Origin of the sequence: Aliihoeflea sp., assembly GCF_052435475.1 — a bacterium.
In the GTDB taxonomy this organism is placed as follows: Bacteria; Pseudomonadota; Alphaproteobacteria; order Rhizobiales; family Rhizobiaceae; genus Aliihoeflea.
Map to the genome: position 1 here is coordinate 61,658 of NZ_JBQVMV010000003.1, position 23,802 is coordinate 85,459.

At 65.3% G+C, this 23,802-nt stretch carries 19 protein-coding genes and 2 pseudogenes; 12 read left to right on the forward strand and 9 right to left on the reverse strand.

The genetic code is table 11. The features are described 5' to 3' along the window. Nucleotides 1-45: 45 nt before the first annotated feature. From nusA to ACT6QU_RS05895, 10 genes and pseudogenes are all read left to right on the forward strand, one after another. Nucleotides 46-1,659: a transcription termination factor NusA gene (nusA, locus tag ACT6QU_RS05850; RefSeq protein ID WP_444836553.1), complete on the forward strand. Its 1,614-nt coding sequence runs from the start codon at nt 46-48 to the stop codon at nt 1,657-1,659. An 11-nt stretch (nt 1,660-1,670) separates the two neighbouring features. Beyond that, nucleotides 1,671-2,345, forward strand: a complete 675-nt coding sequence (locus ACT6QU_RS05855; protein ID WP_444836554.1) for an RNA-binding protein — start codon at nt 1,671-1,673, stop codon at nt 2,343-2,345. Beyond that, a complete protein-coding gene (gene infB / locus ACT6QU_RS05860; RefSeq protein ID WP_444836555.1) occupies nt 2,342-4,999 on the forward strand; it encodes a translation initiation factor IF-2 in 2,658 nt (885 codons plus the stop codon). Before ACT6QU_RS05855 ends, infB begins: the two co-directional genes overlap by 4 nt. 104 nt (nt 5,000-5,103) lie before the next feature. Next, nucleotides 5,104-5,511, forward strand: coding sequence for a 30S ribosome-binding factor RbfA (gene rbfA, locus ACT6QU_RS05865; protein ID WP_024586732.1), 408 nt, complete (start codon nt 5,104-5,106; stop codon nt 5,509-5,511). A gap of 70 nt (nt 5,512-5,581) precedes the next feature. Beyond that, nucleotides 5,582-6,208, forward strand: a pseudogene (gene truB / locus ACT6QU_RS05870) (tRNA pseudouridine(55) synthase TruB); the annotation flags it as partial. Nucleotides 6,209-6,250: 42 nt separating this feature from the next. Continuing rightward, nucleotides 6,251-6,481 (forward strand): annotated as a pseudogene (locus ACT6QU_RS05875) (tRNA pseudouridine(55) synthase TruB); the annotation flags it as partial. A 161-nt stretch (nt 6,482-6,642) separates the two neighbouring features. Beyond that, nucleotides 6,643-8,355 carry a sensor histidine kinase gene (locus tag ACT6QU_RS05880; RefSeq protein WP_444836556.1) on the forward strand — a complete coding sequence of 571 codons (1,713 nt, stop codon included), beginning with the start codon at nt 6,643-6,645 and terminating at the stop codon, nt 8,353-8,355. A 38-nt stretch (nt 8,356-8,393) separates the two neighbouring features. Beyond that, nucleotides 8,394-8,777 carry a 30S ribosomal protein S15 gene (gene rpsO / locus ACT6QU_RS05885; RefSeq protein ID WP_444836571.1) on the forward strand — a complete coding sequence of 128 codons (384 nt, stop codon included), beginning with the start codon at nt 8,394-8,396 and terminating at the stop codon, nt 8,775-8,777. A 248-nt stretch (nt 8,778-9,025) separates the two neighbouring features. Continuing rightward, nucleotides 9,026-11,176: a polyribonucleotide nucleotidyltransferase gene (gene pnp, locus ACT6QU_RS05890; protein ID WP_444836572.1), complete on the forward strand. Its 2,151-nt coding sequence runs from the start codon at nt 9,026-9,028 to the stop codon at nt 11,174-11,176. A 63-nt stretch (nt 11,177-11,239) separates the two neighbouring features. Next, complete coding sequence (locus ACT6QU_RS05895) at nt 11,240-12,232, forward strand: class I SAM-dependent methyltransferase (protein ID WP_444836557.1); 993 nt, start codon at nt 11,240-11,242, stop codon at nt 12,230-12,232. On the opposite strand, the gene ACT6QU_RS05900 is transcribed toward ACT6QU_RS05895, so the two are convergent. The 4 genes from ACT6QU_RS05900 to fabA form a co-directional block, all read right to left on the reverse strand. Beyond that, complete coding sequence (locus ACT6QU_RS05900; RefSeq protein WP_444836558.1) at nt 12,233-13,756, reverse strand: putative bifunctional diguanylate cyclase/phosphodiesterase; 1,524 nt, start codon at nt 13,754-13,756, stop codon at nt 12,233-12,235. Between the two features lie 72 nt (nt 13,757-13,828). After that, complete coding sequence (gene fabI, locus ACT6QU_RS05905; protein ID WP_444836559.1) at nt 13,829-14,650, reverse strand: enoyl-ACP reductase FabI; 822 nt, start codon at nt 14,648-14,650, stop codon at nt 13,829-13,831. A 4-nt stretch (nt 14,651-14,654) separates the two neighbouring features. Continuing rightward, on the reverse strand, nt 14,655-15,875 hold the full coding sequence (fabB, locus tag ACT6QU_RS05910; protein WP_444836560.1) for a beta-ketoacyl-ACP synthase I: 1,221 nt from the start codon (nt 15,873-15,875) through the stop codon (nt 14,655-14,657). 53 nt (nt 15,876-15,928) lie between these two features. Beyond that, nucleotides 15,929-16,444: a 3-hydroxyacyl-[acyl-carrier-protein] dehydratase FabA gene (gene fabA, locus ACT6QU_RS05915; protein WP_024586724.1), complete on the reverse strand. Its 516-nt coding sequence runs from the start codon at nt 16,442-16,444 to the stop codon at nt 15,929-15,931. A gap of 224 nt (nt 16,445-16,668) precedes the next feature. Between fabA and irrA the strand changes: the two genes are divergently transcribed. Then, on the forward strand, nt 16,669-17,097 hold the full coding sequence (irrA, locus tag ACT6QU_RS05920; RefSeq protein ID WP_444836561.1) for an iron response transcriptional regulator IrrA: 429 nt from the start codon (nt 16,669-16,671) through the stop codon (nt 17,095-17,097). 14 nt (nt 17,098-17,111) lie between these two features. Here the strand turns inward: irrA and ACT6QU_RS05925 are convergent, their stop codons facing one another. Beyond that, a complete protein-coding gene (locus ACT6QU_RS05925) occupies nt 17,112-17,687 on the reverse strand; it encodes an SH3 domain-containing protein (RefSeq protein WP_444836573.1) in 576 nt (191 codons plus the stop codon). A 142-nt stretch (nt 17,688-17,829) separates the two neighbouring features. On the opposite strand from ACT6QU_RS05925, the gene ACT6QU_RS05930 reads away from it, so the two are divergent. Continuing rightward, nucleotides 17,830-18,831: a 2-hydroxyacid dehydrogenase gene (locus tag ACT6QU_RS05930; RefSeq protein WP_444836562.1), complete on the forward strand. Its 1,002-nt coding sequence runs from the start codon at nt 17,830-17,832 to the stop codon at nt 18,829-18,831. On the opposite strand, the gene moeB is transcribed toward ACT6QU_RS05930, so the two are convergent. The 4 genes from moeB to dnaA all read right to left on the reverse strand — a co-directional run bounded on the left by moeB (nt 18,821) and on the right by dnaA (nt 23,607). Continuing rightward, nucleotides 18,821-19,585 (reverse strand): molybdopterin-synthase adenylyltransferase MoeB, encoded by a 765-nt coding sequence (gene moeB, locus ACT6QU_RS05935; RefSeq protein WP_444836563.1) that lies wholly within the window; start codon nt 19,583-19,585, stop codon nt 18,821-18,823. The two genes, ACT6QU_RS05930 and moeB, sit on opposite strands and share 11 nt — an antisense overlap. 31 nt (nt 19,586-19,616) lie before the next feature. Next, entirely contained in the window at nt 19,617-20,756 is a 1,140-nt protein-coding gene (gene recF, locus ACT6QU_RS05940) for a DNA replication/repair protein RecF (protein WP_444836564.1), read from the reverse strand. Between the two features lie 16 nt (nt 20,757-20,772). Next, nucleotides 20,773-21,891, reverse strand: coding sequence for a DNA polymerase III subunit beta (dnaN, locus tag ACT6QU_RS05945; protein WP_444836565.1), 1,119 nt, complete (start codon nt 21,889-21,891; stop codon nt 20,773-20,775). Between the two features lie 168 nt (nt 21,892-22,059). Then, the gene (gene dnaA, locus ACT6QU_RS05950) at nt 22,060-23,607 is read right to left on the reverse strand and encodes a chromosomal replication initiator protein DnaA (protein ID WP_024586717.1); all 1,548 of its coding nucleotides are present in this window, start codon (nt 23,605-23,607) and stop codon (nt 22,060-22,062) included. Between the last annotated feature and the right edge of the window lie 195 nt (nt 23,608-23,802).

Genomic DNA, 23,802 nt, shown 5'->3' on the forward strand with positions numbered 1-23,802 from the left:
GACGCCTGGCGCGCTGCGCAGGCAAAGTGCCCAAGGAGACTTACCATGGCAGTGAGTGCAAACAGGCTCGAGCTTCTGCAGATCGCCGACGCCGTCGCCCGCGAGAAGTCGATCGACAAGCAGATCGTCATCGCCGCAATGGCCGACGCCATCCAGAAGGCGGCGCGCTCGCGCTACGGCCAGGAAACCAACATCCGCGCCGACATCAACCCGACGACCGGCGAGATGAAGCTGCAGCGCCTGCTCGAAGTGGTCGAGACCGTCGAGGAATACGCCCGCGAGATTTCGATCGAGGATGCCCGCCACCGCAATCCGGACGCGCAGGTCGGCGATTTCATCGCGGACCTTCTGCCGCCGATGGATTTCGGCCGTATCGCCGCCCAGTCGGCCAAGCAGGTCATCGTCCAGAAGGTCCGCGAAGCCGAACGCGACCGCCAGTATGACGAATATCGCGACCGCGTCGGCGAGATCGTCAACGGTTCGGTCAAGCGCGTCGAATACGGCAACGTCATCGTCGACCTCGGCCGCGGCGAGGCGATCATCCGCCGCGATGAACTGATCCCGCGCGAGAACTACAAGTATGGCGACCGCGTCCGCGCCTACGTCTACGACGTGCGTCGCGAGCAGCGCGGCCCGCAGATCTTCCTGTCGCGCACCCATCCGCAGTTCATGGCCAAGCTCTTCCAGATGGAAGTGCCGGAAATCTACGACGGCATCATCGAGATCAAGTCGGTCGCCCGTGACCCAGGTTCGCGCGCCAAGATCGCGGTCATCTCGCGGGATTCGTCGATCGATCCGGTCGGCGCCTGCGTCGGTATGCGCGGTTCGCGCGTTCAGGCCGTCGTCGGCGAGCTTCAGGGCGAGAAGATCGACATCATTCCGTGGAGCCAGGACGCCGCCGCGTTCATCGTCAACGCGCTGCAGCCGGCAGAAGTCGCCAAGGTCGTTCTGGACGAGGATGCCGAGCGCATCGAAGTCGTGGTGCCGGACGACCAGCTCTCGCTGGCCATCGGCCGCCGCGGCCAGAACGTGCGCCTTGCCTCGCAGCTCACCGGCTGGGACATCGACATCCTGACCGAGGAAGAGGAATCGCAGCGCCGCCAGAAGGAATTCGTCGAGCGTTCGAACCTGTTCATGGACGCGCTCAACGTGGACGAGATGGTCGGCCAGGTTCTGGCCTCGGAAGGCTTCACGAGCGTCGAGGAAGTCGCCTATGTCGACTCGGACGAGATCGCGTCGATCGACGGTTTCGACGAGGACACGGCGTCCGAGATTCAGGAGCGGGCCCGCGAGCATCTGGAGCGCATCGAATCCGAATATGACGAGAAGCGCCGCACGCTCGGCGTCCTCGACGAATTGCGCGAAATTCCCGGCATGACGACCGCGATGCTGGTCGCGGTCGGCGAGGACGACGTCAAGTCGATCGAAGACTTCGCCGGCTACGCCGTCGACGATCTCGTCGGCTGGAAGGAGCGCAAGGACGGCGAGACGAAGATGTTCGAGGGCGTGCTGTCGCCCTTCGGCGTCACCCGCGCCGATGCCGAGCAGATGGTCGTCGCCGCCCGCCTCAAGGCCGGCTGGATCACCGAGGACGATCTGGCTTCCGAAGAGGAAGCCACTGCCGAGGGCGAGGCCCAGGACGAAACGCAGGGCGCCTGATCGGGTGCCGGATGGACGGAGCGCACTTGAACGCGGCCAGCGAACGCACATGTATAGTGACGAGGCAGGGCGGATCGCCTGACGGCTTGATCCGCTTCGTGGCCGGTCCCGATATGGACGTCGTTCCCGATCTCAAGCGCAATCTGCCCGGTCGCGGCTGCTGGGTGACGGCGGAGCGGACCATCCTGGACAAGGCGGTGGCGAAGAACCTCTTCGCCCGCGCTTTGAAGGAAAAGGTCACCGTATCGTCCGATCTCGGCGATCTCGTCGACCGGCTTCTGGCCCGGCAGGCGCTCGGGTCGATCGGATTGGCGCGCAAAGCCGGGCAACTGGTGCTCGGCGCTGCGAAAGTCGAGGCCGCAGTGCGCAGCGGCAATGCGAAACTCGTCCTTCACGCCATCGAAGCGTCGGAGGACGGCGTGCGCAAGATTACCCAGGCACGGCGTTCCGTGGTGCATCTGGGAGGGCCGGATATCCCTGCCTACAAACTCTTTTCGCAGGCCGAATTGGGTTTGGCATTGGGGGGGGCAAATGTGATACATGCTGCCGTGCTCGGCTTGGATGCCGGCAAAGCGGCGGCAAAGCGCGTGGGTGCGCTTGACCGATATCGGGGCGGAACCCCGGACGAGCGGAATGCGAATGCGGCGGTCGTCGACCACCGAGAGGCCGCAGAGGATACGGAATGAGTGATACGAAATCGGGTGACGACAAGACGTTGAGCGTCAACACCAAGAAGACCTTGACGCTGAAGCGCCCCGGCGTGGAACAGGGAACCGTGCGCCAGAATTTCTCGCACGGCCGCACCAAGTCCGTCGTCGTCGAGACCAAGAAGCGCAAGTTCTCCATGCCGGGCGACAAGCCGGAAGCGCCGGTTGCTGCTGCCGCTCCGGCGGCTGCGCCCGTCGTTGCGCCCAAGCCCAAGCCGGCTGCGCCCGTCCAGGCAGCGCCCGCTCCCGTCATCGAGCCGGTCGTGCGCGCGCCGCAGCCTCAGCCGCAGCGCCCCGCACCCTCCCAGCAGGCTCCGCGTCCCGCACCCCGTCCGGTCGGCAATCGCGGTTCGGGCATGGTCCTGAACTCGCTGTCGAGCGGCGAGATGGATGCCCGCCGTCGTGCGCTTGAAGGTGCCCGCGTGCGCGAGCAGGAAGAGCGCGTGCGCGCCGCCGAGGACGCCAAGCGCCGCGTCGAGGAAGATGCCCGGCGCGCCAAGGAGCGTGAGGAATCCGCCCGCCGCCAGGCCGAGGAGGAAGCCCGGCTCCAGTCCGAGGCGGAATCGCGCCGCCGCGCCGAAGAGGAAGCCCGTCGCCGTGCGCCCGTCACCCCGGCAGTCGCCGAGGAAGAGGAAGCGGATTCGCGCGCCAAGGCACGCCCGGCAACCGCCATCAAGCGTGGTCCGGTCAAGGCTGCCGTCGAGGCGCCGCGCCCGGCCAAGCCCCGCACCGACGACGACCGTCGTCGCGGCAAGCTGACGCTCTCCGTCGCCACGTCGGATGACGGCGATGCGCGCGGTCGCTCGCTTTCGTCGATGCGCCGCCGTCAGGAAAAATTCAAGCGCGCCCAGATGCAGGAGCCGCGCGAGAAGATTTCCCGCGAGGTGATTCTGCCCGAAACGATCACGGTTCAGGAACTTGCACAGCGCATGGCCGAACGTGCCGTGGACGTGGTCAAGTACTTCATGAAGCAGGGCCAGATCATGAAGCCCGGCGACATCATCGATGCCGATACGGCCGAGCTCGTCGCGTCCGAATTCGGGCACACCGTTCGCCGCGTGTCGGAATCCGACGTCGAGACCGGCATGTTCGACATCGCCGACAATGCCGAGGACCTGAAGTCGCGTCCGCCGGTCGTCACCATCATGGGTCACGTCGATCACGGCAAGACCTCGCTGCTCGACGCCATCCGCAAGGCCAATGTCGTCTCGGGCGAGGCCGGCGGCATCACCCAGCACATCGGTGCCTATCAGGTCGAGCAGGACGGTCAGAAGATCACCTTCATCGATACGCCCGGCCACGCAGCCTTCACGGCGATGCGTGCCCGCGGCGCGCAGGCCACCGACATCGCCATCCTCGTGGTTGCGGCCGACGACAGCGTCATGCCGCAGACGATCGAGTCCATCAGCCACGCCAAGGCGGCCGGTGTGCCGATCATCGTGGCGATCAACAAGATCGACAAGCCGCAGGCCGACCCGCAGAAGGTGCGCACGCAGCTCCTTCAGCACGAGGTCTTCGTGGAATCGCTCGGCGGTGAAGTGCTGGACGTCGAGGTTTCGGCGGCCAAGGGCACCAATCTCGACAAGCTTCTCGAGGCGATCCTGCTGCAGGCCGAAATTCTCGACCTGAAGGCCAATCCGGACCGCACCGCCGAGGGCGTCGTCATCGAGGCCAAGCTCGACAAGGGCCGCGGCTCGGTCGCGACCGTGCTCGTCCAGGCGGGTACGCTCAAGATCGGCGACATCATCGTCACCGGCAACGAGTGGGGCCGCGTTCGTGCGCTCGTCAACGACAAGGGCGACCAGATCAAGGAAGCCGGTCCGGCATTGCCGGTCGAGGTCCTGGGTCTCCAGGGCACGCCGCAGGCCGGTGACCGCTTCGCCGTGGTCGAAAACGAGGCCAAGGCGCGCGAGATCGCCGAGTATCGCCAGCGTCTCGCCCGCGAGAAGGCCGTCGCACGCCAGGCTGGGCAGCGTGGTTCGCTGGAGCAGATGATGTCGCAGCTCCAGACCTCGGGACTCAAGGAGTTCCCGCTGGTCATCAAGGGCGACGTGCAGGGCTCGATCGAGGCGATCATCTCCGCGCTCGACAAGCTCGGCACCGACGAAGTGCGCGCGCGCATCGTCCATTCGGGCGCTGGCGCAATCACCGAAAGCGACGTGTCGCTGGCGGAAACGTCCGGCGCGGTCATCCTCGGCTTCAACGTGCGTGCCAACAAGCAGGCGCGTGAGGCTTCCGAGCAGGCCGGCATCGAGACCCGCTACTACAACATCATCTACGACCTCGTGGACGACATCAAAGCCGCCATGTCCGGCCTCCTGTCGCCCGAACGCCGCGAGACCTTCCTCGGCAATGCCGAGATTCTCGAAGTGTTCAACATCACCAAGGTCGGCAAGGTGGCGGGCTGCCGCGTTACGGAAGGCAAGATGGAGCGCGGCGCCGGCGTGCGCCTGGTGCGCGACAACGTCGTCATCCACGAAGGCAAGCTCAAGACGCTCAAGCGCTTCAAGGACGAAGTCTCCGAAGTGCCGGTCGGCCAGGAGTGCGGCATGGCCTTCGAGAACTACGAGGACATTCGTGCCGGCGACGTCATCGAGTGCTTCCGCGTCGAGATGATCACGCGCACGCTCTAGTGCGCGGCACATGAAACGAAGCAGCGGCGGGCCCCCCGCCGTTGCATCCGTTTGAACGAAGTCGCGACGGTTTGACCCCGTTCGCGCGAGATCGAGGTAATCCCATGTCCCGCTTCGCTTCGGACGGCCCGTCCCAGCGCCAGCTTCGCATTGGCGAGCAGGTTCGCCATGCGCTCGCCGACGTCATCCAGCGCGGCGAGGTGCGCGACGACGTGATCGAGGGCACCGTGATCTCGATTTCCGAAGTGCGGATGTCGCCCGACCTCAAGATCGCGACGGCCTTCGTCTCGCCGCTCGGCGCCAAGGACGACCAGGCCGTGATCAAGGCGCTGGCGAAGAACGCGAAGTTCATTCGCGGCCGCGTTTCGGGCGCGCTGCGCCAGATGAAATACATGCCCGAATTCCGGTTCCGGCTCGACACCAGCTACGACAATTTCGCCAAGATCGATGCGCTCCTCCGCTCGCCGGAAGTGGTGCGCGACCTTGACGACGAAGACGAGGACAAGAGCTAGTATGGCGCGGCGCGGAAAGAAGAAGGGGCGTCCGGTTTCCGGCTGGCTGATCCTCGACAAGCCGGTGGGCATGGGCTCCACCGATGCGGTCTCGAAGGTGAAGTGGCTGTTCAACGCCGAAAAGGCCGGCCATGCCGGCACGCTCGACCCGCTCGCTTCCGGCATGCTGCCGATCGCGCTTGGCGAGGCGACCAAGACGGTGCCCTATGTGCAGGACGGCGCCAAGGTCTACCGCTTCACGGTGACCTGGGGCGAGGAGCGGGCGACCGACGACCTCGAGGGCGATGTCACGAAACGCTCCGATGCACGGCCGACCGAGGCCGACATTCGCGCGGTCATGCCGAACTATACCGGTGTCATCATGCAGACGCCGCCGCAATTCTCCGCCATCAAGATCGCCGGTGAGCGCGCCTATGATCTCGCCCGCGAAGGCGAAACGGTCGACATTCCGGCCCGCGAGGTCGAGATCGGCCGGTTCGACCTGATCGAACGCAACGACGACAGCGCGGTGTTCGAGATCGAGTGCGGCAAGGGCACCTATGTGCGCTCGCTCGCCCGCGACATGGGCCGCGACATGGGCTGCTACGGTCACATCTCGACGCTGCGGCGCACCGAGGTCGACCCGTTCACCGCCGATGATCTGGTCACGCTCGCCGAACTGGAAGCGGCCGTGGCCTCGAACGCGCCGGAACTGGCCGAGGGCGAGGCGCCCCGACGGCCGGAAGGCGCGCAACTGAAGGCGCTCGACGACCTGCTCGTCGACACTGGCGCCGCGCTCGACTGCCTGCCGCAGGTGGCGCTGACGGATGATGCCGCCGCGCGCATCCGGCTCGGCAACCCGGTCATCATCCGCGGCCGCGACGCGCCGCTCGAAGCCGACGAAGCCTGCGCGACAGCGCGCGGCAAGCTCGTCGCGATCGGCATGATCGAGGCGGGCATGTTCAAGCCGAAGCGCGTTTTCGTCGGCTGAGCGCGACGCGCCCGGTTTTTCGCCCTAATTGAATTTTAGCAATCGGTGAACGATTCTCCGGAAGGGGAAAACGTTCATCAATTGTTAGCGCCTCGACGTCGACACATGCGCTAACCTGCAGACGAGACGAGCTCGAATCGCTCGCGAGCCGGGGGAATGATTTGAGCGACGGAGCGACCGACAAGCCTGCCGAAAACGTGCGCACTCGCCTCTTCTCGTGGCCGCTGCCGATCGGCGCGTATCTCGGCGCACTCGTCGCGGTCGCGCTCATTCCGACACTTCTGTTCACCGCTGTCCTGCTCGAACGCAACAACCGGGCCCAGCAGGACGTACTGACGACGCTGGCCGAAGCCACGGCCGGATCGATCGTCGAGACGATCGACCGCGAACTCGCCGGCATGACGACGACGCTGCGGGTGCTGTCGACGTCGCGCTCGCTCGACACCGACGATCTCGTTGAATTGTACGACCGGGCCAGAAGCGCGCTTCGCGACACCCGGTCCTACTTCATCCTGCTCGACGAAAATCTCGACCAGCTCATCAATACGCGCGTCGACTTCGGCGCCGATCTCGGCCAGACATCCGACCCGATACCGGCACAGCGTGCGCTCGATACGGGCAATACGGTCATCTCGAACGCATTCTACGGTGAGGTCGCCCAGAAATGGGTCTTCAACGTCATGGTGCCCTGGGATGAAGACGAAAAGCGGCATGTGCTGGTCCTGACCCAAAATGCCGAGGACCTGACGAGCCTCATCGCGGGGCAGAACCTGCGCGGCGGCTGGAACGCCTCGGTCGTCGATGGCAACGGCATCGTCGTTGCGACGACCTTCATGTCGTCCGACATCGGCAAGCCGTTCCTGCTCTGGGAGGAGGGCCGTTCCGACAGCGCCCCCTCGCGCCAGACCCTGGCCGTCGACGGTGCGAACTACGAGACCTTCACGGTCAATTCGCGCTTGAGCGGCTGGAAGGTGGTCGTCTGGTCTCCCACCGAAGTCGTGGCTGCGCCTTTGACGCGCGCCTTGCAGACATTCGCCTTCGGCGGGCTTCTCCTCGCGGCGCTCAGTGCGCTTTTCGCCTGGGTGCTCGCGCGTCAGGTGACGCGCCCGGTGCGCGAATTGGCCGTCGACGCGCGTCGGCTCGGCTCGGGCGATGCAGTGACCGCCAAGCCGTACAAGGTGTCGGAAATCGCGACCGTCTCGTCCGCGCTTGCCGAAGCGTCGCACGACCGGCAGGAGGCGGAAGGTGAAATCCGGTTCCTGATGCGCGAGGTCGCACACCGATCGAAGAACCAGTTGACCGTCGTATCGTCCATCGCCAAGCAGACGGCCCGCCATGCGCCCGATTTCGACGCCTTCCAGGATTCGTTCCAGAAACGCGTACAGGGGCTGGCGCGCTCGACCGATCTCCTGATCGCCGGCGGCGTCGCGGGCGTCGAACTGCGTGAACTGCTCGAGGCGCAGATCGAGCCGTTCCGCCCGGGCGAAGCCTCGCGACTGACGATGACAGGGCCGCATTTTCGCCTGTCCAACCAGGCGGCGCAGACGATCGGGCTCGCGGTCCACGAACTGGCGACCAATGCGTCGAAATACGGTGCCTTTTCGACGAATAGCGGCCGCCTCGCCGTCGAATGGACGATCGGCAGCGAAAATCTGGTGATCGACTGGCGCGAAACCGTGGCGCGGCTGGAGCCGCGTGAGGAGGGACGCGGCTTCGGCACCGAAGTCATCGAGCGGATGTTGGGTGGCACCCTCGATGCGGTGATCGACCGCGAGATCACGCCGGACGGGCTGCATTGTCGCTTCACCATGCCGGTCGAAAAGCTTCTGCCCGACCCCGACGCGATGAAGGCCGAGCGTCGGTTCGGCGGCTGAGGCCCGCTTCGCTGAATTAGCTGGCAATGTCGGCGCATATGGACTATATGCGCGCCATCGCCGCAGCCTTTGCTGCCGCGACCACTGGCCCCCGCTGGACGACATCCCGGCCGTGGGCGACCCCATTCCTCCCAATCGAAAGGAAGCATGAGATGTCGATCACCGCTGAACGCAAGCAGGAACTGCTCGCCGAATACGCGACCACCAAGAACGACACCGGTTCGCCGGAAGTTCAGGTCGCGCTGCTCTCCGAGCGTATCAAGAACCTGACCGAGCACTTCAAGGACCACAAGAAGGACAACCATTCCCGCCGTGGTCTTCTGGCTCTCGTCTCGCAGCGCCGTCAGCTCCTTGACTATCTCAAGGGCAAGGATGAAGGCCGCTACCAGACGCTGATCGAAAAGCTCGGCCTGCGCCGCTAACAGTTTTTCGGCGGGATCGCTTGCGCTCCCGCCGATTTTCGCATTCGGGCACGGTGCCCGACCCGTCCCAGTGGCCATGAAGGCCGGGACGCTCCATGGGATCGGTCATGGGGCAGGATTGCAGGATGCTCGCGCTTTAGGCGCAGACGAGAGCCTCCCGTTGTCTTGCCCGTGGCTCGTCCCGCCAAAGACAGGCCGGGATCGGCAAGGCGAAGGCTTTGCAAGGTTCGGCCATGAAAGGACACTACATGTTCAATCACCATCGCGTGGAAATCGAATGGGCAGGCCGCCCGCTGGTTCTGGAGACGGGCAAGATCGCCCGCCAGGCCGACGGCGCCGTTCTGGCAACCTATGGCGAGACCGTCGTTCTGGCGACCGTCGTCTCCGCCAAGGAGCCGAAGCCCGGCTTCGACTTCTTCCCGCTGACCGTCAACTATCAGGAAAAGACCTACGCGGCCGGCAAGATCCCCGGCGGCTTCTTCAAGCGCGAAGGCCGTCCGAGCGAGAAGGAAACGCTGGTTTCCCGCCTGATCGACCGTCCGATCCGCCCGCTCTTCGCCGACGGCTACAAGAACGACACGCAGGTCGTCGTGACCGTCATGCAGCATGACCTCGAAAACGATCCGGACATCCTGGCGATCGTCGCGACCTCGGCAGCCCTGACGCTTTCGGGCGTGCCCTTCATGGGCCCGATCGGCGGCGCGCGCGTCGGCTTCATCAACGGCGAATACGTGCTCAACCCGCATGTCGACGAGATGCCCGAGTCCAAGCTCGACCTCGTCGTCGCCGGAACGGGCGATGCGGTCCTGATGGTCGAGTCGGAAGCGCAGGAACTCGACGAAGAGACCATGCTCGGCGCCGTCATGTTCGGCCATCGCGGCTTCCAGCCGGTGATCGACGCGATCATCAAGCTGGCCGAAGTCGCCGCCAAGGAGCCGCGCGAGTTCAAGCCGGCCGACTATTCGGCGCTCGAAGGCGAAATGCTGGGCCTCGTCGAAGACGAGCTGCGCACCGCCTACAAGAACACCGACAAGATGAAGCGCTACAGCGCTGTCGACACCGTCAAGGCCAAGGTCAAGGCGCATTTCGCACCAGCCGAGGGCGAAGAGGCCAAGTGGACCTCCGAACAGATCGGCACCGTGTTCAAGTCGCTCCAGGCGAAGATCGTCCGCTGGAACATCCTCGACACCAAGAGCCGCATCGATGGCCGTGACCTCTCGACGGTCCGCCCGATCGTCTCCGAAGTCGGCGTCCTTCCGCGCACGCACGGCTCGGCCGTCTTCACCCGCGGCGAGACGCAGGCGATCGTCGTCGCCACGCTCGGCACCGGCGAAGACGAGCAGTTCGTCGACGCCCTGACCGGCACCTACAAGGAGCGCTTCCTCCTTCACTACAACTTCCCGCCCTACTCGGTCGGCGAAACGGGTCGCATGGGTTCGCCCGGTCGTCGCGAGATCGGTCACGGCAAGCTCGCCTGGCGCGCGATCCGTCCGATGCTTCCGGCCGTCGAGCAGTTCCCCTACACGCTGCGCATCGTCTCCGAGATCACCGAGTCCAACGGCTCGTCCTCGATGGCGACGGTTTGCGGCACGTCGCTCGCGCTGATGGATGCGGGCGTTCCGCTGGCCAAGCCGGTCGCGGGCATCGCGATGGGCCTGATCAAGGAAGACGAGCGCTTCGCGGTTCTCTCCGACATCCTCGGCGACGAGGATCACCTCGGCGACATGGACTTCAAGGTGGCAGGCACCGAAGCCGGCATCACCTCGCTGCAGATGGACATCAAGATCGAGGGCATCACCGAGGAGATCATGAAGATCGCGCTCGGCCAGGCCAAGGACGGTCGCGTTCATATCCTGGGCGAGATGGCCAACGCCATCACCGAGGGCCGCTCGGAGCTCGGCGAATTCGCACCGCGCATCGAAGTGATGAACATCCCGACCGACAAGATCCGCGACGTGATCGGCTCGGGCGGCAAGGTCATCCGCGAGATCGTCGAAAAGACCGGCGCCAAGATCAACATCGAGGACGACGGTACGGTCAAGATCGCTTCGTCGAATGCGAAGGAGATCGAGGCGGCACGCAAGTGGATTCACACCATCGTGGCCGAGCCGGAAGTCGGCGAGATCTACGAGGGCACGGTTGTCAAGGTTGCCGATTTCGGCGCCTTCGTGAACTTCTTCGGCCCGAAGGACGGACTGGTCCACATCAGCCAGCTCGCCGCCGACCGCGTCGCCAAGACCGGCGACGTCGTCAAGGAAGGCCAGAAGGTCTGGGTCAAGCTGCTCGGCTTCGACGAGCGCGGCAAGGTCCGCCTGTCGATGAAGGTCGTCGACCAGGAGACCGGCAAGGAACTCGTCCGCGAGAAGAAGTCGGCCGACGCCGAAGAGGCCGACGCCTGATCCTCGCCGATATCTGAGATGGAACGGGCGCGATCTTCGCGCCCGTTTTTTTGTGAGGTTGCCGTGAACGACGCGACGAAGACGCTGCTGCATCCATTCGAGACCGGGATGCTCGACCTGCCCGAGAGCGGGCGCCTGCTTGCGCTGAACGCCACGGAAGCGCTGGTGCGCGGGCTCAAGGCGGCGAGCGTCGATGCCGTGCAGGATTTCCGCCCCGAGTTCCTGAAGATCGAGCGTACGGGCTGTCGCGTGACGCCAGCTCTGGACGGCGACGGCTATGCGCTGGCGCTGGTCCTGTGCGGCCGGCACCGGCAGATGAACGAGCATCACGTGCTGGAGTCCAGTGCGCGCGTAAAGCCAGGCGGCCTCGTGGTCGTCGCCGGCCTCAAGACCGACGGTGCCGACAGCCTGCGCAAACGGCTGAAGGATCGCTTCGAGATCGAAGGCCAGGCGGCCAAGCACCATGGCAACGTCTTCTGGTTCCGTGCCGATGGCGCGCCGGCCGAAAAGCTCGAAACCATCGTCGTCGACGATCGGTACGAGACGATGCCGGGCATGTTCTCGGCGGATCGGATCGATCCGGGCTCGGCCCTTCTGGTGGAGCATCTGCCGAAGGACCTTTACGGCGCGGTCGCCGATCTCGGCGCCGGGTGGGGATACCTGTCGGTGGAGATCGCCGCGCGCTGCCCGAAGGTGAAGCGGATCGATCTCTACGAGGCGAGCCACGCCGCGGCAAAGGCGGCGGAAGCAAACATGAAGCGGTTGGCGGGTGCCATGGCGAGCACGACGCGCTGGCTCGACGTCGCGGCCGAAGACCCGCGCGAACGCTACGACGCGGTGGTCATGAACCCGCCTTTCCATACAGGGCGCAGCGGCGACCCGGACGTCGGACGGGCAATGATCGCAGGCGCTTGGCGGCTCTTGAAACCGGGTGGCCGGCTTCATCTCGTCGCCAATGTGCACCTGCCTTACGAGGCGACTCTGTCGGATATGTTCGCCGCGACGGGCCTGAGCGTGCGCGAAGCTGGGTTCAAGGTCCTCTGGGCCCGGAAGTAGTCAGCTTACCGCGCGCAGGAACGGCTTCTGCTCGACCGCGGCGACGGACAGCGGTGCCGGCCGGCCGTAATAATAGCCCTGGACGATATGGCAGCCCGCGGCGCGCAGAAGCGTCGCCTGATGCTCGGTCTCGACGCCCTCGGCGATCGTGTGGACGCCGAGCGCGCGCGACAGGCCGACGATGGTCGAGACGACCGCGCCGGTGCTTGCATCCGTCTCCAGCCGCTGGATGAAGGACTGATCGATCTTCAGCTTGTGGAACGAGAAGTCGATCAGATAGCTCAGATTGGAATAGCCGGTGCCGAAATCGTCGACGGCGACCGTCAGCCCCATCGCCGTCAGGTCCTTCAGGATCGCGGCGGCGCGGTCGCGGTCCTGCATCATCGCCGTTTCGGTGATTTCGATTTCCAGGCGGGAGGGATCGATCCCCGTCTCCGCCACGACGGCGGCAACCTGGGCGATGAAGTCGCGCGTCATGAACTGGACCGCCGAGATGTTGACCGCCACGAAGCAATCCTGCGGCAGGCGGCGCGCGTCGAGGCAAGCCTGGCGAAGCGCCCACGCCCCGATCGGCGCGATCATGCCCGTTTCTTCGGCGATCGGGATGAACTCGGCCGGCGGGATCATCCCGCGCGCAGGATGGGTCCAGCGCATCAGGGCCTCGTAGCCCACGATCCGCCCGCTCGAAAGATCGTGCTGCGGCTGATAGTGCAGGGAAAATTCGCCGCGCTCGAACGCGCCGTTGAGTTCGGCCTCGATCCACTGGCGATAATCGGCGACCTCGCCCATTTCGGGATGAAACACCGCCCAGCCGCCGACGCCGGAGACGCGGGCGTGTTGAAGCGCAAGGTTTGACAGGCGCAACAGGCGCGTCGGCTCGAAGCCGTCCTTGGGCAGAGAGACGATGCCGATCGACAGATTGATCGACTGCAGATGCGTGGCCAGCCGGTAGGGCTTGGTCATCAGGTCGAGCAGGCATTCGACGAAGAGGTCGACCCGCTCCGCCTTGCCTTCGTCCTGATAGAGAAGGGCGAATTCTCCGGCGCCGATCCGGCCGATCGCCGTGCCGACCGGCACCACCTGCCGCAGCCGTTCAGCAAAGACGCGGACCAGTTCGTCGCCGTTGGAATAGCCGATCGCATCGTTTATCGACTTGAAGCGATTGATGTCGATGTCGATCAGGAAGACGGGCGCGCCGGTCGATCGCGTGCGGTCCGCCGCCTCGCGAATCTTCGACATCATCGCCTGGCGGCCGGGCAGGCCGGTCAGCTTGTCGTGCTGGGTCTCGTGGTAGACATACTGGACGGATTCATCGACGCCGGCGAAGAAGGAAGCGGCCGAACTTGCCGCCGCGAAGGCGCAGAGCGCCGCCATGCTGAGGCCGACGATCTCGGCCGGGATGCCGCCGACGCCGCCCATGCCGTAGCGGGCGGCGGCCAATCCGATCACGAAACTGCCGAGCGTGCAGGCTGCGATCGTCAGCAGCCGGAAGCCCTTCGTCCGGATCGGATTTCGAGACGTCATGCGGTAACACCCTGTTTCACAGATGTATTACCGCCGACTCCTTAAGATATATTTTGCAACCTTGAACGGGATTTACGCGCCTTCACCAACGATCCTGTCGGTCGACTTCAACTCGTCAAGCTGCGGCATCGAGGTGATGTGGTAGCCCGAATCCACATAGTGGATCTCGCCGGTCACGCCCGAGGACAGGCCGGACAGTAGATAGAGGGCCGAGCCGCCGACCTCGTCGATCGTGACTGTGCGGCGAAGCGGCGAGTTGCGGCTCTGGAACGAGAACATCAGCCGCGCATCCGAAATGCCGGCGCCGGCGAGCGTGCGCACGGGACCTGCGGAGATCGCGTTGACGCGGATGTCGCGCGGTCCGTAATCGTCCGCCAGATACCGCACCGATGCTTCAAGCGCCGCCTTGGCGACGCCCATGACATTGTAGTTCGGCATGACGCGCACAGACCCCGCATAGGTCAGCGTGAGCATCGAGCCGCCGGGATTCATCATCTCGGCGGCCTTGCGGGCGATTTCCGTGAAGGAATAGCACGAGATCACCATCGTGCGGGTGAAGTTGTCCTTCGTCGTGTTGGCGTAGAGGCCCTTCAACTCGTTCTTGTCGGAAAAACCGATGGCGTGGACGACGAAATCGATCGTCCCCCATTCGGCCTTCAGTGCATCGAAAACGCTGTCGATCGAGGCGGAATCCTCGACGTCGCAGGGTAGGACGAGCTTCGCGCCGACCTTTTCGGCGAGCGGCTTCACGCGGCGGCCGAACGCCTCGCCCTGATAGGTGAAGGCGAGTTCGGCGCCGTGCTCGGCGAGTTGCTTGGCGATGCCCCAGGCGATCGAGTGATCGTTCGCGACGCCCATGACGAGGCCGCGCTTGCCCTTCATCAAACCATCCATCGGATCAGCCCTGGTAACGCTGGAAGACCAGCGTCGCATTGGTGCCGCCGAAACCGAACGAGTTGGACAGCGCGATGTCGAACTTGGCGTCGTCGATGCGCTTGCGCACGACGGGCATGCCTTCGAACTCGGGATCGAGGTTCTCGATATGAGCGCTCTCGCCGATGAAGCCGGCCTGCATCATCAGGAGCGAATAGATCGACTCCTGCACGCCGGCAGCGCCGAGCGAGTGGCCTGTCAGCGACTTGGTCGACTGGATGTGCGGGATCTTTTCACCGAAAACCTCGCGAATGGCGCCCATTTCCTTGGAGTCGCCGACCGGCGTCGAGGTGCCGTGGGTGTTGATGTAGTCGACGTCGCCCTTCACGTTGGCGAGCGCCTGGCGCATGCAGCGCACCGCGCCTTCGCCCGAGGGGGCGACCATGTCGTGACCGTCCGACGTCGCGCCGTAGCCGACGACTTCCGCATAGATTTTCGCACCGCGCGCCTTGGCCGTCTCGAGGTCCTCGAGGACGAGGACGCCCGCGCCGCCGGCGATGACGAAGCCGTCGCGGCCTTCATCATAGGCACGGGAGGCGACTTCGGCGCGGTCGTTGTACTTGGACGACATGGCGCCCATGGCGTCGAAGAGGTTCGACATCGTCCAGTCGAGGTCTTCGTGGCCGCCGGCGAAGATGCGGTCCTGCTTGCCGAACTGGATCAGTTCGTAGGCATTGCCGATGCAGTGCGCCGAGGTCGAGCAGGCTGACGAGATGGAGTAGTTGACGCCGTGGATCTTGAACCAGGTGGCGAGCGTTGCGGACGCGGTCGACGACATCGCCTTCGGCACTGCGAACGGTCCGATCCGCTTGGGGCTGCCCTTCTCGCGAGTGATGTCGGCGGCCTCGACGATCTGGCGGGTGGACGGACCGCCCGAGCCCATGATGATGCCGGTGCGCTCGTTGGTGATCTCGGCTTCGCCGAGGCCCGCATCGGCAATCGCCTGTTCCATGGCGACATGGTTCCACGCGCCGCCCTTGGACAGGAAGCGCATGGCGCGACGGTCGACGACCTCGGTGGGGTCGAGATCGGGCTTGCCCCAGACCTGACACTTGAAGCCGTGCTCGGCGAACTCGTCGGAGAAGGAGATGCCCGAGCGCGCGTCGCGCAGCGAGGCCGTCACCTCCTCGGCATTGCTTCCGATCGAGGACACGATCCCCAAACCCGTGATGACGACGCGTCTCATATGGCGCTCCATTTGATGGCGGGCACGAATGTCCGCGATTGTGTCGGGATGCCTTACGCGGCTTCCTGCTTCGACAGGCCGACCTTGAGGTCGGTCGCCTTGTATATCTGTTCGCCATCGGCCTTCAGCCAGCCATCGGCGATGCCGAGGACGAGGCGGCCGCGCATGACGCGCTTGAAGTCGACGCCGTATTCGACCTTCTTCACCGATGGCGTCACCATGCCCTTGAACTTCACTTCGCCGGTCGAAAGGGCCATGCCCTTGCCCTCTTCGCCGAGCCAGCCGAGGAAGAAGCCGGTCAACTGCCACATCGCGTCGAGACCGAGGCAGCCGGGCATGATCGGGTTGCCGGGAAAGTGGCAGGGGAAGAACCAGAGGTCGGGCTTGATGTCGAGTTCGGCGCGCACGAAGCCCTTGTCGAATTCGCCGCCCGTCTCGCTGATCTGCGTGATGCGATCGAACATCAGCATCGGGGGAGCGGGGAGCTGGGCGTTTCCGGGACCGAACAGTTTGCCCTCGGCGCAGGCGAGAAGATCCTCGTAACCGTAGCTCGATTTCTGGTCAGCCATATCGCTCCGTCCCGTTGGCACGGTCGCTTCACGACCGTTTGAGAAAGTCCCTAGCATAGTCGGTTTGCCCGAGGAAACCGCGCTTCGCGCTTAACGCGCCCGTCCGCGCCGGTCAATGCGCCGCTATTGATCGCGGCCGGCTTACCGAATATATCTTCTTGACAACGCTGCCCGGAAAGTTCGGCAGCAACACGGTTTGTATGAACGAGTTTACCGGCGAGAGAATGGCCTCAGGCAGCGAGACCTCCGCAGCACAGATCGAAGCGCGCGTCAGGCGTGCAGGGCTTCGGCCCACGCGCCAGCGCATCGCGCTTGCCGATCTTCTTTTCGCGCAGGGCGATCGTCACCTGTCGGCCGAGGAACTGCACGAGGAGGCGCAGGGCGCCGGCGTCGCCGTTTCGCTGGCGACCGTCTACAACACGCTGCACCAGTTCACCGAGGCGGGATTGCTGCGCATTCTGGCCGTCGAAGGTGCGCGCACCTATTTCGACACGAACACGTCCGACCATCACCACTTCTTCGTCGAAGGCGAGAACCGGGTGATGGATATCGAGCATGGACCGGTGACCGTCACCAACCTGCCCGAACCGCCGGAAGGCATGGAAATCGCGAATGTCGATATCGTCATTCGCCTGCGCCCGAAGCGCGGCTGACCCGATCTGATCCGTCAGTTGGTGTAGGTTTCGCCCGGATAGGCGCCCCAGACCTGCGCCTGCTCGATCCAGCCGCGGTTGCCGGCAAACTCCATCTCGCACCATTCACCATTGCAGGCCCGGATCGACCCGACGACGCCCGGCTCGATATAGGCCCGGATGGCGGCGGCGCGGTTGGCTTCGCCGTAGAGGTTGATCTGGACGTCGTCCTTGCCCTTGTGCCACGGGGCGACGACGGCGGTGCGGCTTCCCGAAAGAAGCGACTGGTTGATCCACCCCTCCGCGCCCTCGGCATCCCGCACACGGCGCCAATTGTCGTATTCCTGGATGATCTCCATCGGCAGGCCCGACTTCAGATACATCCATTCGACGGCGTAATTCGTGCCGGGGCCGACGCGAAGGTTGACGCGGTTGGCGCGCAGGCTGACGAAACGCGGAAGCGGCAGGCCGCTCGGCCCGACTTCCTGGGCGCTGGCCGTCGACGCCGGTGCGAGCCCGCCAAGCCCCAGGCCGCCGAACGCCAGCAGAACCGCGAGGCCCGCCAGGGCAAGGCGGCGCGGGCGCGAGGAAGAGGGGATGTGGTCCTGCATGGTCGAAACGGGCCTTTCTGACATATCATCTCCAGCGCCACCGTAGCGGACGGCGCCACGCCAGGAAATGCGGGTGATTCCGGTTTGAACTATCGGCGTTCTTGGTTAAAGAGGTCTCAACGCGTCAGGATTCGAGGAACCCATGGCAGGCCGCAAGAAGCCCCTGGTCGTCATTACCCGCAAGCTCCCCGATCAGGTCGAAACGCGGATGCGCGAGCTTTTCGACGCGCGCTTGAACGTCGACGACCGGCCGATGGCGCAGCCCCAGCTCGTGGCCGCGATGCGCGAGGCCGACGTGCTGGTGCCCACGGTCACCGACCGGATCGACGCGGCGCTGATCGAGCAGGCCGGACCCAATCTGAAGCTGATCGCCAATTACGGCAACGGCGTCGACAATATCGACGTCGCGAGCGCGGCAAAGAAGGGCATCACCGTCACCAACACGCCGAACGTCCTCAACGAGGACACGGCGGACATGACGATGGCGCTGATGCTTGCCGTGCCACGCCGGCTCGTCGAGGGCGCGGATGTCTTGAGCGAGGATGGCAAATGGCCGGGCTGGTCGCCGACCTGGATGCTCGGGCACCGCATCTGGGGCAAGCGGCTCGGCATCGTCGGCATGGGCCGCATAGGCACTGCCGTCGCGCGCCGCGCCAAGGCGTTCGGACTGTCGATCCACTATCATAACCGCAAGCGCGTCGCGCCGAAGATCGAGGACGAGCTGGAGGCGACCTATTGGGAGAGCCTCGACCAGATGCTGGCCCGAATGGACATCATCTCGGTCAACTGCCCGTCGACGCCGGCGACGTTCCATCTGCTCTCGGCCCGCCGCCTTGCGCTGCTGCAGCCTTCGGCCTATGTCGTGAACACCGCCCGAGGTGACATCATCGACGAGGATGCGCTGATCAGGATGCTGCAGGAGGGGAAGCTGGCTGGCGCCGGGCTCGATGTCTTCGAACACGAGCCGGCTGTGAGCCCGAAGCTGCTGAAACTGGCGGCCAAGGGCCGCGTCGTGATCCTGCCGCATATGGGTTCGGCCACCATCGAGGGCCGCATCGACATGGGCGAGAAGGTGATCATCAACATCCGCACCTATTTCGACGGCCACCGCCCGCCGGACAGGGTGTTGCCGCTCAAGGTTTAGCCGCGCGGTATTTCACGACGTCGAAGCGCGCGCCGAGCGCGTCGTAAAGCAGAAGCCGGCCGACCAGCGGTTCGCCAGCGCCGGTGACGAGCTTGATGACTTCCATCGCCTGCAACGTGCCGATGACGCCTGTCAGCGCGCCGACGACGCCGGCCTGCGCGCAGGACGGAACGAGGCCGGCCGGCGGCGGCTCGGGAAAGAGGTCGCGGTAGGACGGGTTCTGCCGCCCGTCCGGCCCCGCCTCGAAAGGTTTCAGGACGGTCAGCGACCCGTCGAAGCGGCCGACCGCGCCGGTGACGAGCGGAATGTTGGCTGCAGCGCAGGCATCGGCCAGCGCATAACGCGTGTCGAAATTGTCCGATCCATCGACAGCGATGTCGTAGCCTTCGAGGAGGTTGGCGGCATTTTTGGCGGTGATGCGCAGGGCGTGGATCTCGACATTCACGTTCGGATTGAGCCGACCGATCGCCTCGGCGGCGCTTTCCCCCTTGGCCGTGCCGACCGCCTCGGTCGCGTGGATCACCTGGCGTTGAAGGTTGGACAGCGAGACGTGGTCGTCGTCGACGATGCCGAGCGTGCCGATGCCGGCGGCAGCGAGATATTGCAGGACCGGTGCCCCGAGCCCGCCGGCACCGATGACGAGGACGCGCGCCCGCTTCAGCTTCTGCTGTCCCGGGCCGCCGATCTCGGCCAGCACGATGTGACGGGCGTAGCGCTCGAGTTCGTCGTCGGAAAGGACAGGGGGCTGGGTCATGGCTGGATGGTAGCTGCGGGAGGGCCGCTTGTCATCGCGGCGAGACTGTGCCGGTCTTCACATCCAGGAATTGCGCGCGGCCTTCGAGGCTGGAGAACAGCGCCGCATCGGTTCCGGTCAGGAAGGCCTGGCAGTCGAGGTCGATGAGGATCGAGAAGAGCGCGGCGCGACGGCCGGGGTCGAGATGGGCCGCGATCTCGTCGAGGAGCAGGACGGGCGTCGCGCCGGTCATCTCGGCGACGAGGCGGGCCTGCGAGAGCACGATGCCGGTCAAAAGCGCCTTCTGCTCGCCGGTCGAACACAGCGCGGCGGGCATCGCTTTGGGCCGGTGCGTGACGGTCAGGTCCGAGCGGTGCGGACCTTCGAGCGTGCGCCCGGCCGCGCGGTCGCGCGCGCGGTTGTCGGCGAGGCGGGTGATGAAAGCCGTCTCGATGTCGACGGCGGGGGCGGTGCCGACCAACGCCTCGATCACACCGTCTAGGGCGATGTCGGATTTCGGGAACGGGCCGTCATCGGGCAGCTTTTCGACCATGCCGGCGAGGAGGCCGACGAGTTCCATGCGCGCCGATGCGATGGCGGTTCCGGTCTCGGCCATCTGCGTTTCGATGGCGTCGAACCAGCGGTCGTCGCGGCTGCCCTCGGCAAGGAGCCGGTTGCGCCCGCGCATCGCCTTTTCATAGTCGAGCGCGCGCCGGCCATGCTGCGGGTCGATGGCAAGGACCAGCCGGTCGAGAAAACGGCGGCGATCGCCGGCCGGGCCGTTGAAAAGCGCGTCCATCGACGGGACGAGCCAGATTATGCGCAGCCATTCGAGAAGGTCGTCGGCGGATTTTGCCGGCACGCCGTTGATGCGGACGCGGCGCGCGGGCTCGACCATGCCGGGCTGGTCGGAAAGCGTGCCGGTGCCGATCGACGCCTCGCCGAACGGCCCCTCGACCTTTGCATTGATGGCAAAGCCGGCAGTGGCCGAGGCGGTCGCGATCTCCTCATGCGGGGCACGGCGCAGGCCGCGGCCGGGCGTGAGGAATGAGATGGCTTCGAGGAGGTTGGTCTTGCCGGCGCCGTTGTCGCCGGTCAGCACGACGGGGCCGCGCTCGAGCGACAGCGACAACTGGCCGTAGTTCCGGAAGTTCGTAAGCGTTAGCTTACGGATTGCGGTTTGGTCGGCCAAGCTCCGTGTCCGGCGATCAGACGCGCATCGGCATCAGGACGTAGAGCGTATCGGCATCCGATCCGTCCTGGATGAGCGTCGGCGAGCCGGCATCTGCGAGCATGAACTGCGCCTCGCCGCCCGACAATTGCGCGGCGACGTCGAGAAGGTACTTGGCGTTGAAGCCGATCTCGATCGGGTCGGCGGCATAGTCGGCGGCGACTTCTTCCGTCGCGCTGCCCGAATCCGGATTGTTGACGGCGAGCGTCACCATGCCGTCTCCGATCGACAGCTTCACGGCGCGGCCGCGCTCGGACGAGACGGTCGAGACGCGGTCGACGGCCTGCGCGAAACTTTGACGGTCGATCAGCAGCTTCTTGTCGTTGCCGGTTGGGATGACGCGCTGGTAGTCGGGGAAGGTGCCGTCGATCAGCTTCGAGGTCAGCACGATGGAGCCGATCGTGAAGCGGATCTTGGTATCCGACAGCTCGACGGAGACCTGGAGGTCGGGCTGGTCGACAAGCTTTTGCAGCTCCGACACCGTCTTGCGCGGGATGATGATGCCCGGCATGCCCTCGCAGCCCGAGGGCGCTTCTGTCTCGGCGCGTGCCAGGCGGTGGCCGTCGGTCGCGACCGAGCGCAGGCGAAGGCGCCCGTCCGCCTCGATGGCGTGGAGATAGATGCCATTGAGATAGTAGCGCGTCTCCTCGGTCGAGATCGCGAACTGCGTCTTGTCGATCAGCCGCTTCAGCGCCTCTGCGGGCATCTGGAAGCGGTGGGTGAAGGAGCCGGCGGTCAGTTCCGGGAAATCCGACTGCGGCAGGCACTGGAGGCGGAAGGACGAGCGGCCGGAGACGACCGACATGGCATTGCCGCTCTCATCCAGCTTGAGCATGACCTCCGACCCATCCGACAATTTGCGCACGATGTCGTAGAGGAGGTGGGCCGGAACGGTGGTCGCGCCGGCCTGTTCCACGCGGGCAGGCGTCGCCTCGGTCACTTCGAGGTCGAGGTCGGTCGCCTTCAGGGACAGGCTTTCGCCGTCGGCGCCGAGCAGCACGTTCGACAGGATCGGGATCGTGTTGCGCCGCTCGACCACCCGGTGAACATGGTTGAGCGACTTGAGGAGGTTCGACCGTTCGAGGATGACGCGCATGACCGATTATACTCGCGAAGGACTTGATGGCAGGGCTTCCTGGCGGCCGGAACGGCGCCGGAAACGGGTGGGCAGACTGACAGGAAATCCGGCGAAAACGCAAGTCCGGGCCGAAAATGGCGGCCCGGAACCCTGTCAAAAGCGTGGATAGTCTATGCCCGGCGCCGGTCAGGCCTGATCGGAGATCAGCCGCTTCAGAAGTTCGAGCTCCTGCGCCATTTTCGTGTCGCCCTCCGATATTCCCTCGATCTTGCGCACAGCGTGCAGGACCGTCGTGTGATCGCGCCCGCCGAAGCGCCGGCCGATCTCCGGCAGCGAGCGCGGCGTCATGATCTTGGCGAGATACATGGCGATCTGGCGCGGCTTGACGATGGTGCGGGTGCGCCGGTTGGACAGAAGTTCCGTCTTCGACACGTTGTAGTGGCGCGCGACGATGCGCTGGATGTCCTCGATGCGCACGCGCTTGGGCTCGCCCGAGCGGTACATGTGGCCGAGCAGTTCGTCGATCCGGTCGACCGACAGTTGCGGCTCGAAGGATTGGCGGAACAGAAGCTGGTTGAACGCGCCTTCGAGCTCACGGCCCGAGCCGGTCACGGTCTGGGCGACATGTTCCAGAATGCCGTCGGCGATCGCGATCGACGGATCTTCGGCGGAGGCGGAGGCAAGACGCTGCTGCAGCATGGAAAGCCGCATCGAGAAGTCCGGCGTCGCCATTTCGAGCGCGACGCCGCCATTGAGGCGCGAGCGCACGCGCGGCTCGAGCGATTCCAGCTCGGATGGCGGCCGGTCCGCGGCGACGACGACCTGGCGCGCGCTGTCGAGCAGCGTGTTGATGAGATGGCAGAACTCGTGCTGGATCGACTTGCCCTGCAGGAACTGCATGTCGTCGATGATCAGAAGGTCGATGTCACGAAGCTGTTCCTTGAAGGTCAGCGCATTGTTGTCGCGGATCGCGGTGGCGAAGCGCCACATGAAGTATTCGGCCGTGAGGTACACGACGCGCGACTGCGGACGGCGCTGCAGCGCCTCGGCCGCGATCGCCTGAAGAAGGTGCGTCTTGCCGAGGCCGACCGAAGCATGGAGGAACAGCGGGTTGAAACGCACCGCGTTCGACGCGCTCTCGGCGACGGCACGCGCTGCGGCGAAAGCCACGCGGTTCGACGGGCCGTCGACGAAGGATGCGAAGGTGTAGCGGCTGTCGAGCGGCGAGCCGAGAACGGACTGGCGCTGCACGAAGGGCTCGTTGCCGTTCGAGCGGGCAGGCTGTCCGGCCGGGGCGCCCGTTCGGACCGGCATCTGCATGACGGTGGCGCTCGGGAGCGCACGGGCCTTCGTCGCCTGCGCATCTTCGTCTTCCAGGCCCTTGACCGGACGCGTGGCGCTGCGCACCACGATCTCGACCTTGAGCACGGACGGGTCCGACTGCTTCCACAATTCGCCAATCAGGTCGCGATAGTGCCCGTTGATCCACTGGCGCAGGAAGGCGGTCGGCACCGAGAGGCGCACGATGCCACGCGAGGCTTCGGCGACCTGCATCCGGCCGAACCAGCTCGAATAGACATCATTGCCAAGTCGCGCCTTCAACTGTGCGGTCACGCGTTCGAACGTCGCTCCGGCCCCCGCCGTGCTGTCGCCATCCATCTGTTGTTGTCCCTCGATCTTGATCTTCGAAAAGGAGGTGCTTGCCCGCGCACCCGCTTCGACGCCGCTTTGCATGATGAGTGTCCCTGTTGTGCGAGCGGCATGGCGCATCTCCTCGTCGAGACGCCTGCCGCTTCCTCGTTCGTTTCCGCTCGGTCCCGGTCGCTGCCGGGTCCATCGATCCTCGTGCTCGCGCGGCGTGCGATCGTCGCGCGCTTCGTCAGCCCCCCTCAGGGCAATAGTTGTCCGTCCGGCGCGGAGCCGGCGCGG

Coding starts and splice junctions, on each gene's coding strand:
- ACT6QU_RS05930 (WP_444836562.1), top strand. CDS start 17,830: ATGGCAGGCCGCAAGAAGCCCCTGGTCGTCATTACCCGCAAGCTCCCC.
- pnp (WP_444836572.1), top strand. CDS start 9,026: ATGTTCAATCACCATCGCGTGGAAATCGAATGGGCAGGCCGCCCGCTG.
- dnaN (WP_444836565.1), bottom strand. CDS start 21,891: ATGCGCGTCATCCTCGAACGGTCGAACCTCCTCAAGTCGCTCAACCAT.
- fabB (WP_444836560.1), bottom strand. CDS start 15,875: ATGAGACGCGTCGTCATCACGGGTTTGGGGATCGTGTCCTCGATCGGA.
- nusA (WP_444836553.1), top strand. CDS start 46: ATGGCAGTGAGTGCAAACAGGCTCGAGCTTCTGCAGATCGCCGACGCC.
- infB (WP_444836555.1), top strand. CDS start 2,342: ATGAGTGATACGAAATCGGGTGACGACAAGACGTTGAGCGTCAACACC.
- ACT6QU_RS05900 (WP_444836558.1), bottom strand. CDS start 13,756: ATGACGTCTCGAAATCCGATCCGGACGAAGGGCTTCCGGCTGCTGACG.
- dnaA (WP_024586717.1), bottom strand. CDS start 23,607: ATGCAAAGCGGCGTCGAAGCGGGTGCGCGGGCAAGCACCTCCTTTTCG.
- rpsO (WP_444836571.1), top strand. CDS start 8,394: ATGGACTATATGCGCGCCATCGCCGCAGCCTTTGCTGCCGCGACCACT.
- moeB (WP_444836563.1), bottom strand. CDS start 19,585: ATGACCCAGCCCCCTGTCCTTTCCGACGACGAACTCGAGCGCTACGCC.
- rbfA (WP_024586732.1), top strand. CDS start 5,104: ATGTCCCGCTTCGCTTCGGACGGCCCGTCCCAGCGCCAGCTTCGCATT.
- fabI (WP_444836559.1), bottom strand. CDS start 14,650: ATGGATGGTTTGATGAAGGGCAAGCGCGGCCTCGTCATGGGCGTCGCG.
- ACT6QU_RS05855 (WP_444836554.1), top strand. CDS start 1,671: ATGGACGGAGCGCACTTGAACGCGGCCAGCGAACGCACATGTATAGTG.
- ACT6QU_RS05925 (WP_444836573.1), bottom strand. CDS start 17,687: ATGCAGGACCACATCCCCTCTTCCTCGCGCCCGCGCCGCCTTGCCCTG.
- fabA (WP_024586724.1), bottom strand. CDS start 16,444: ATGGCTGACCAGAAATCGAGCTACGGTTACGAGGATCTTCTCGCCTGC.
- irrA (WP_444836561.1), top strand. CDS start 16,669: ATGGCCTCAGGCAGCGAGACCTCCGCAGCACAGATCGAAGCGCGCGTC.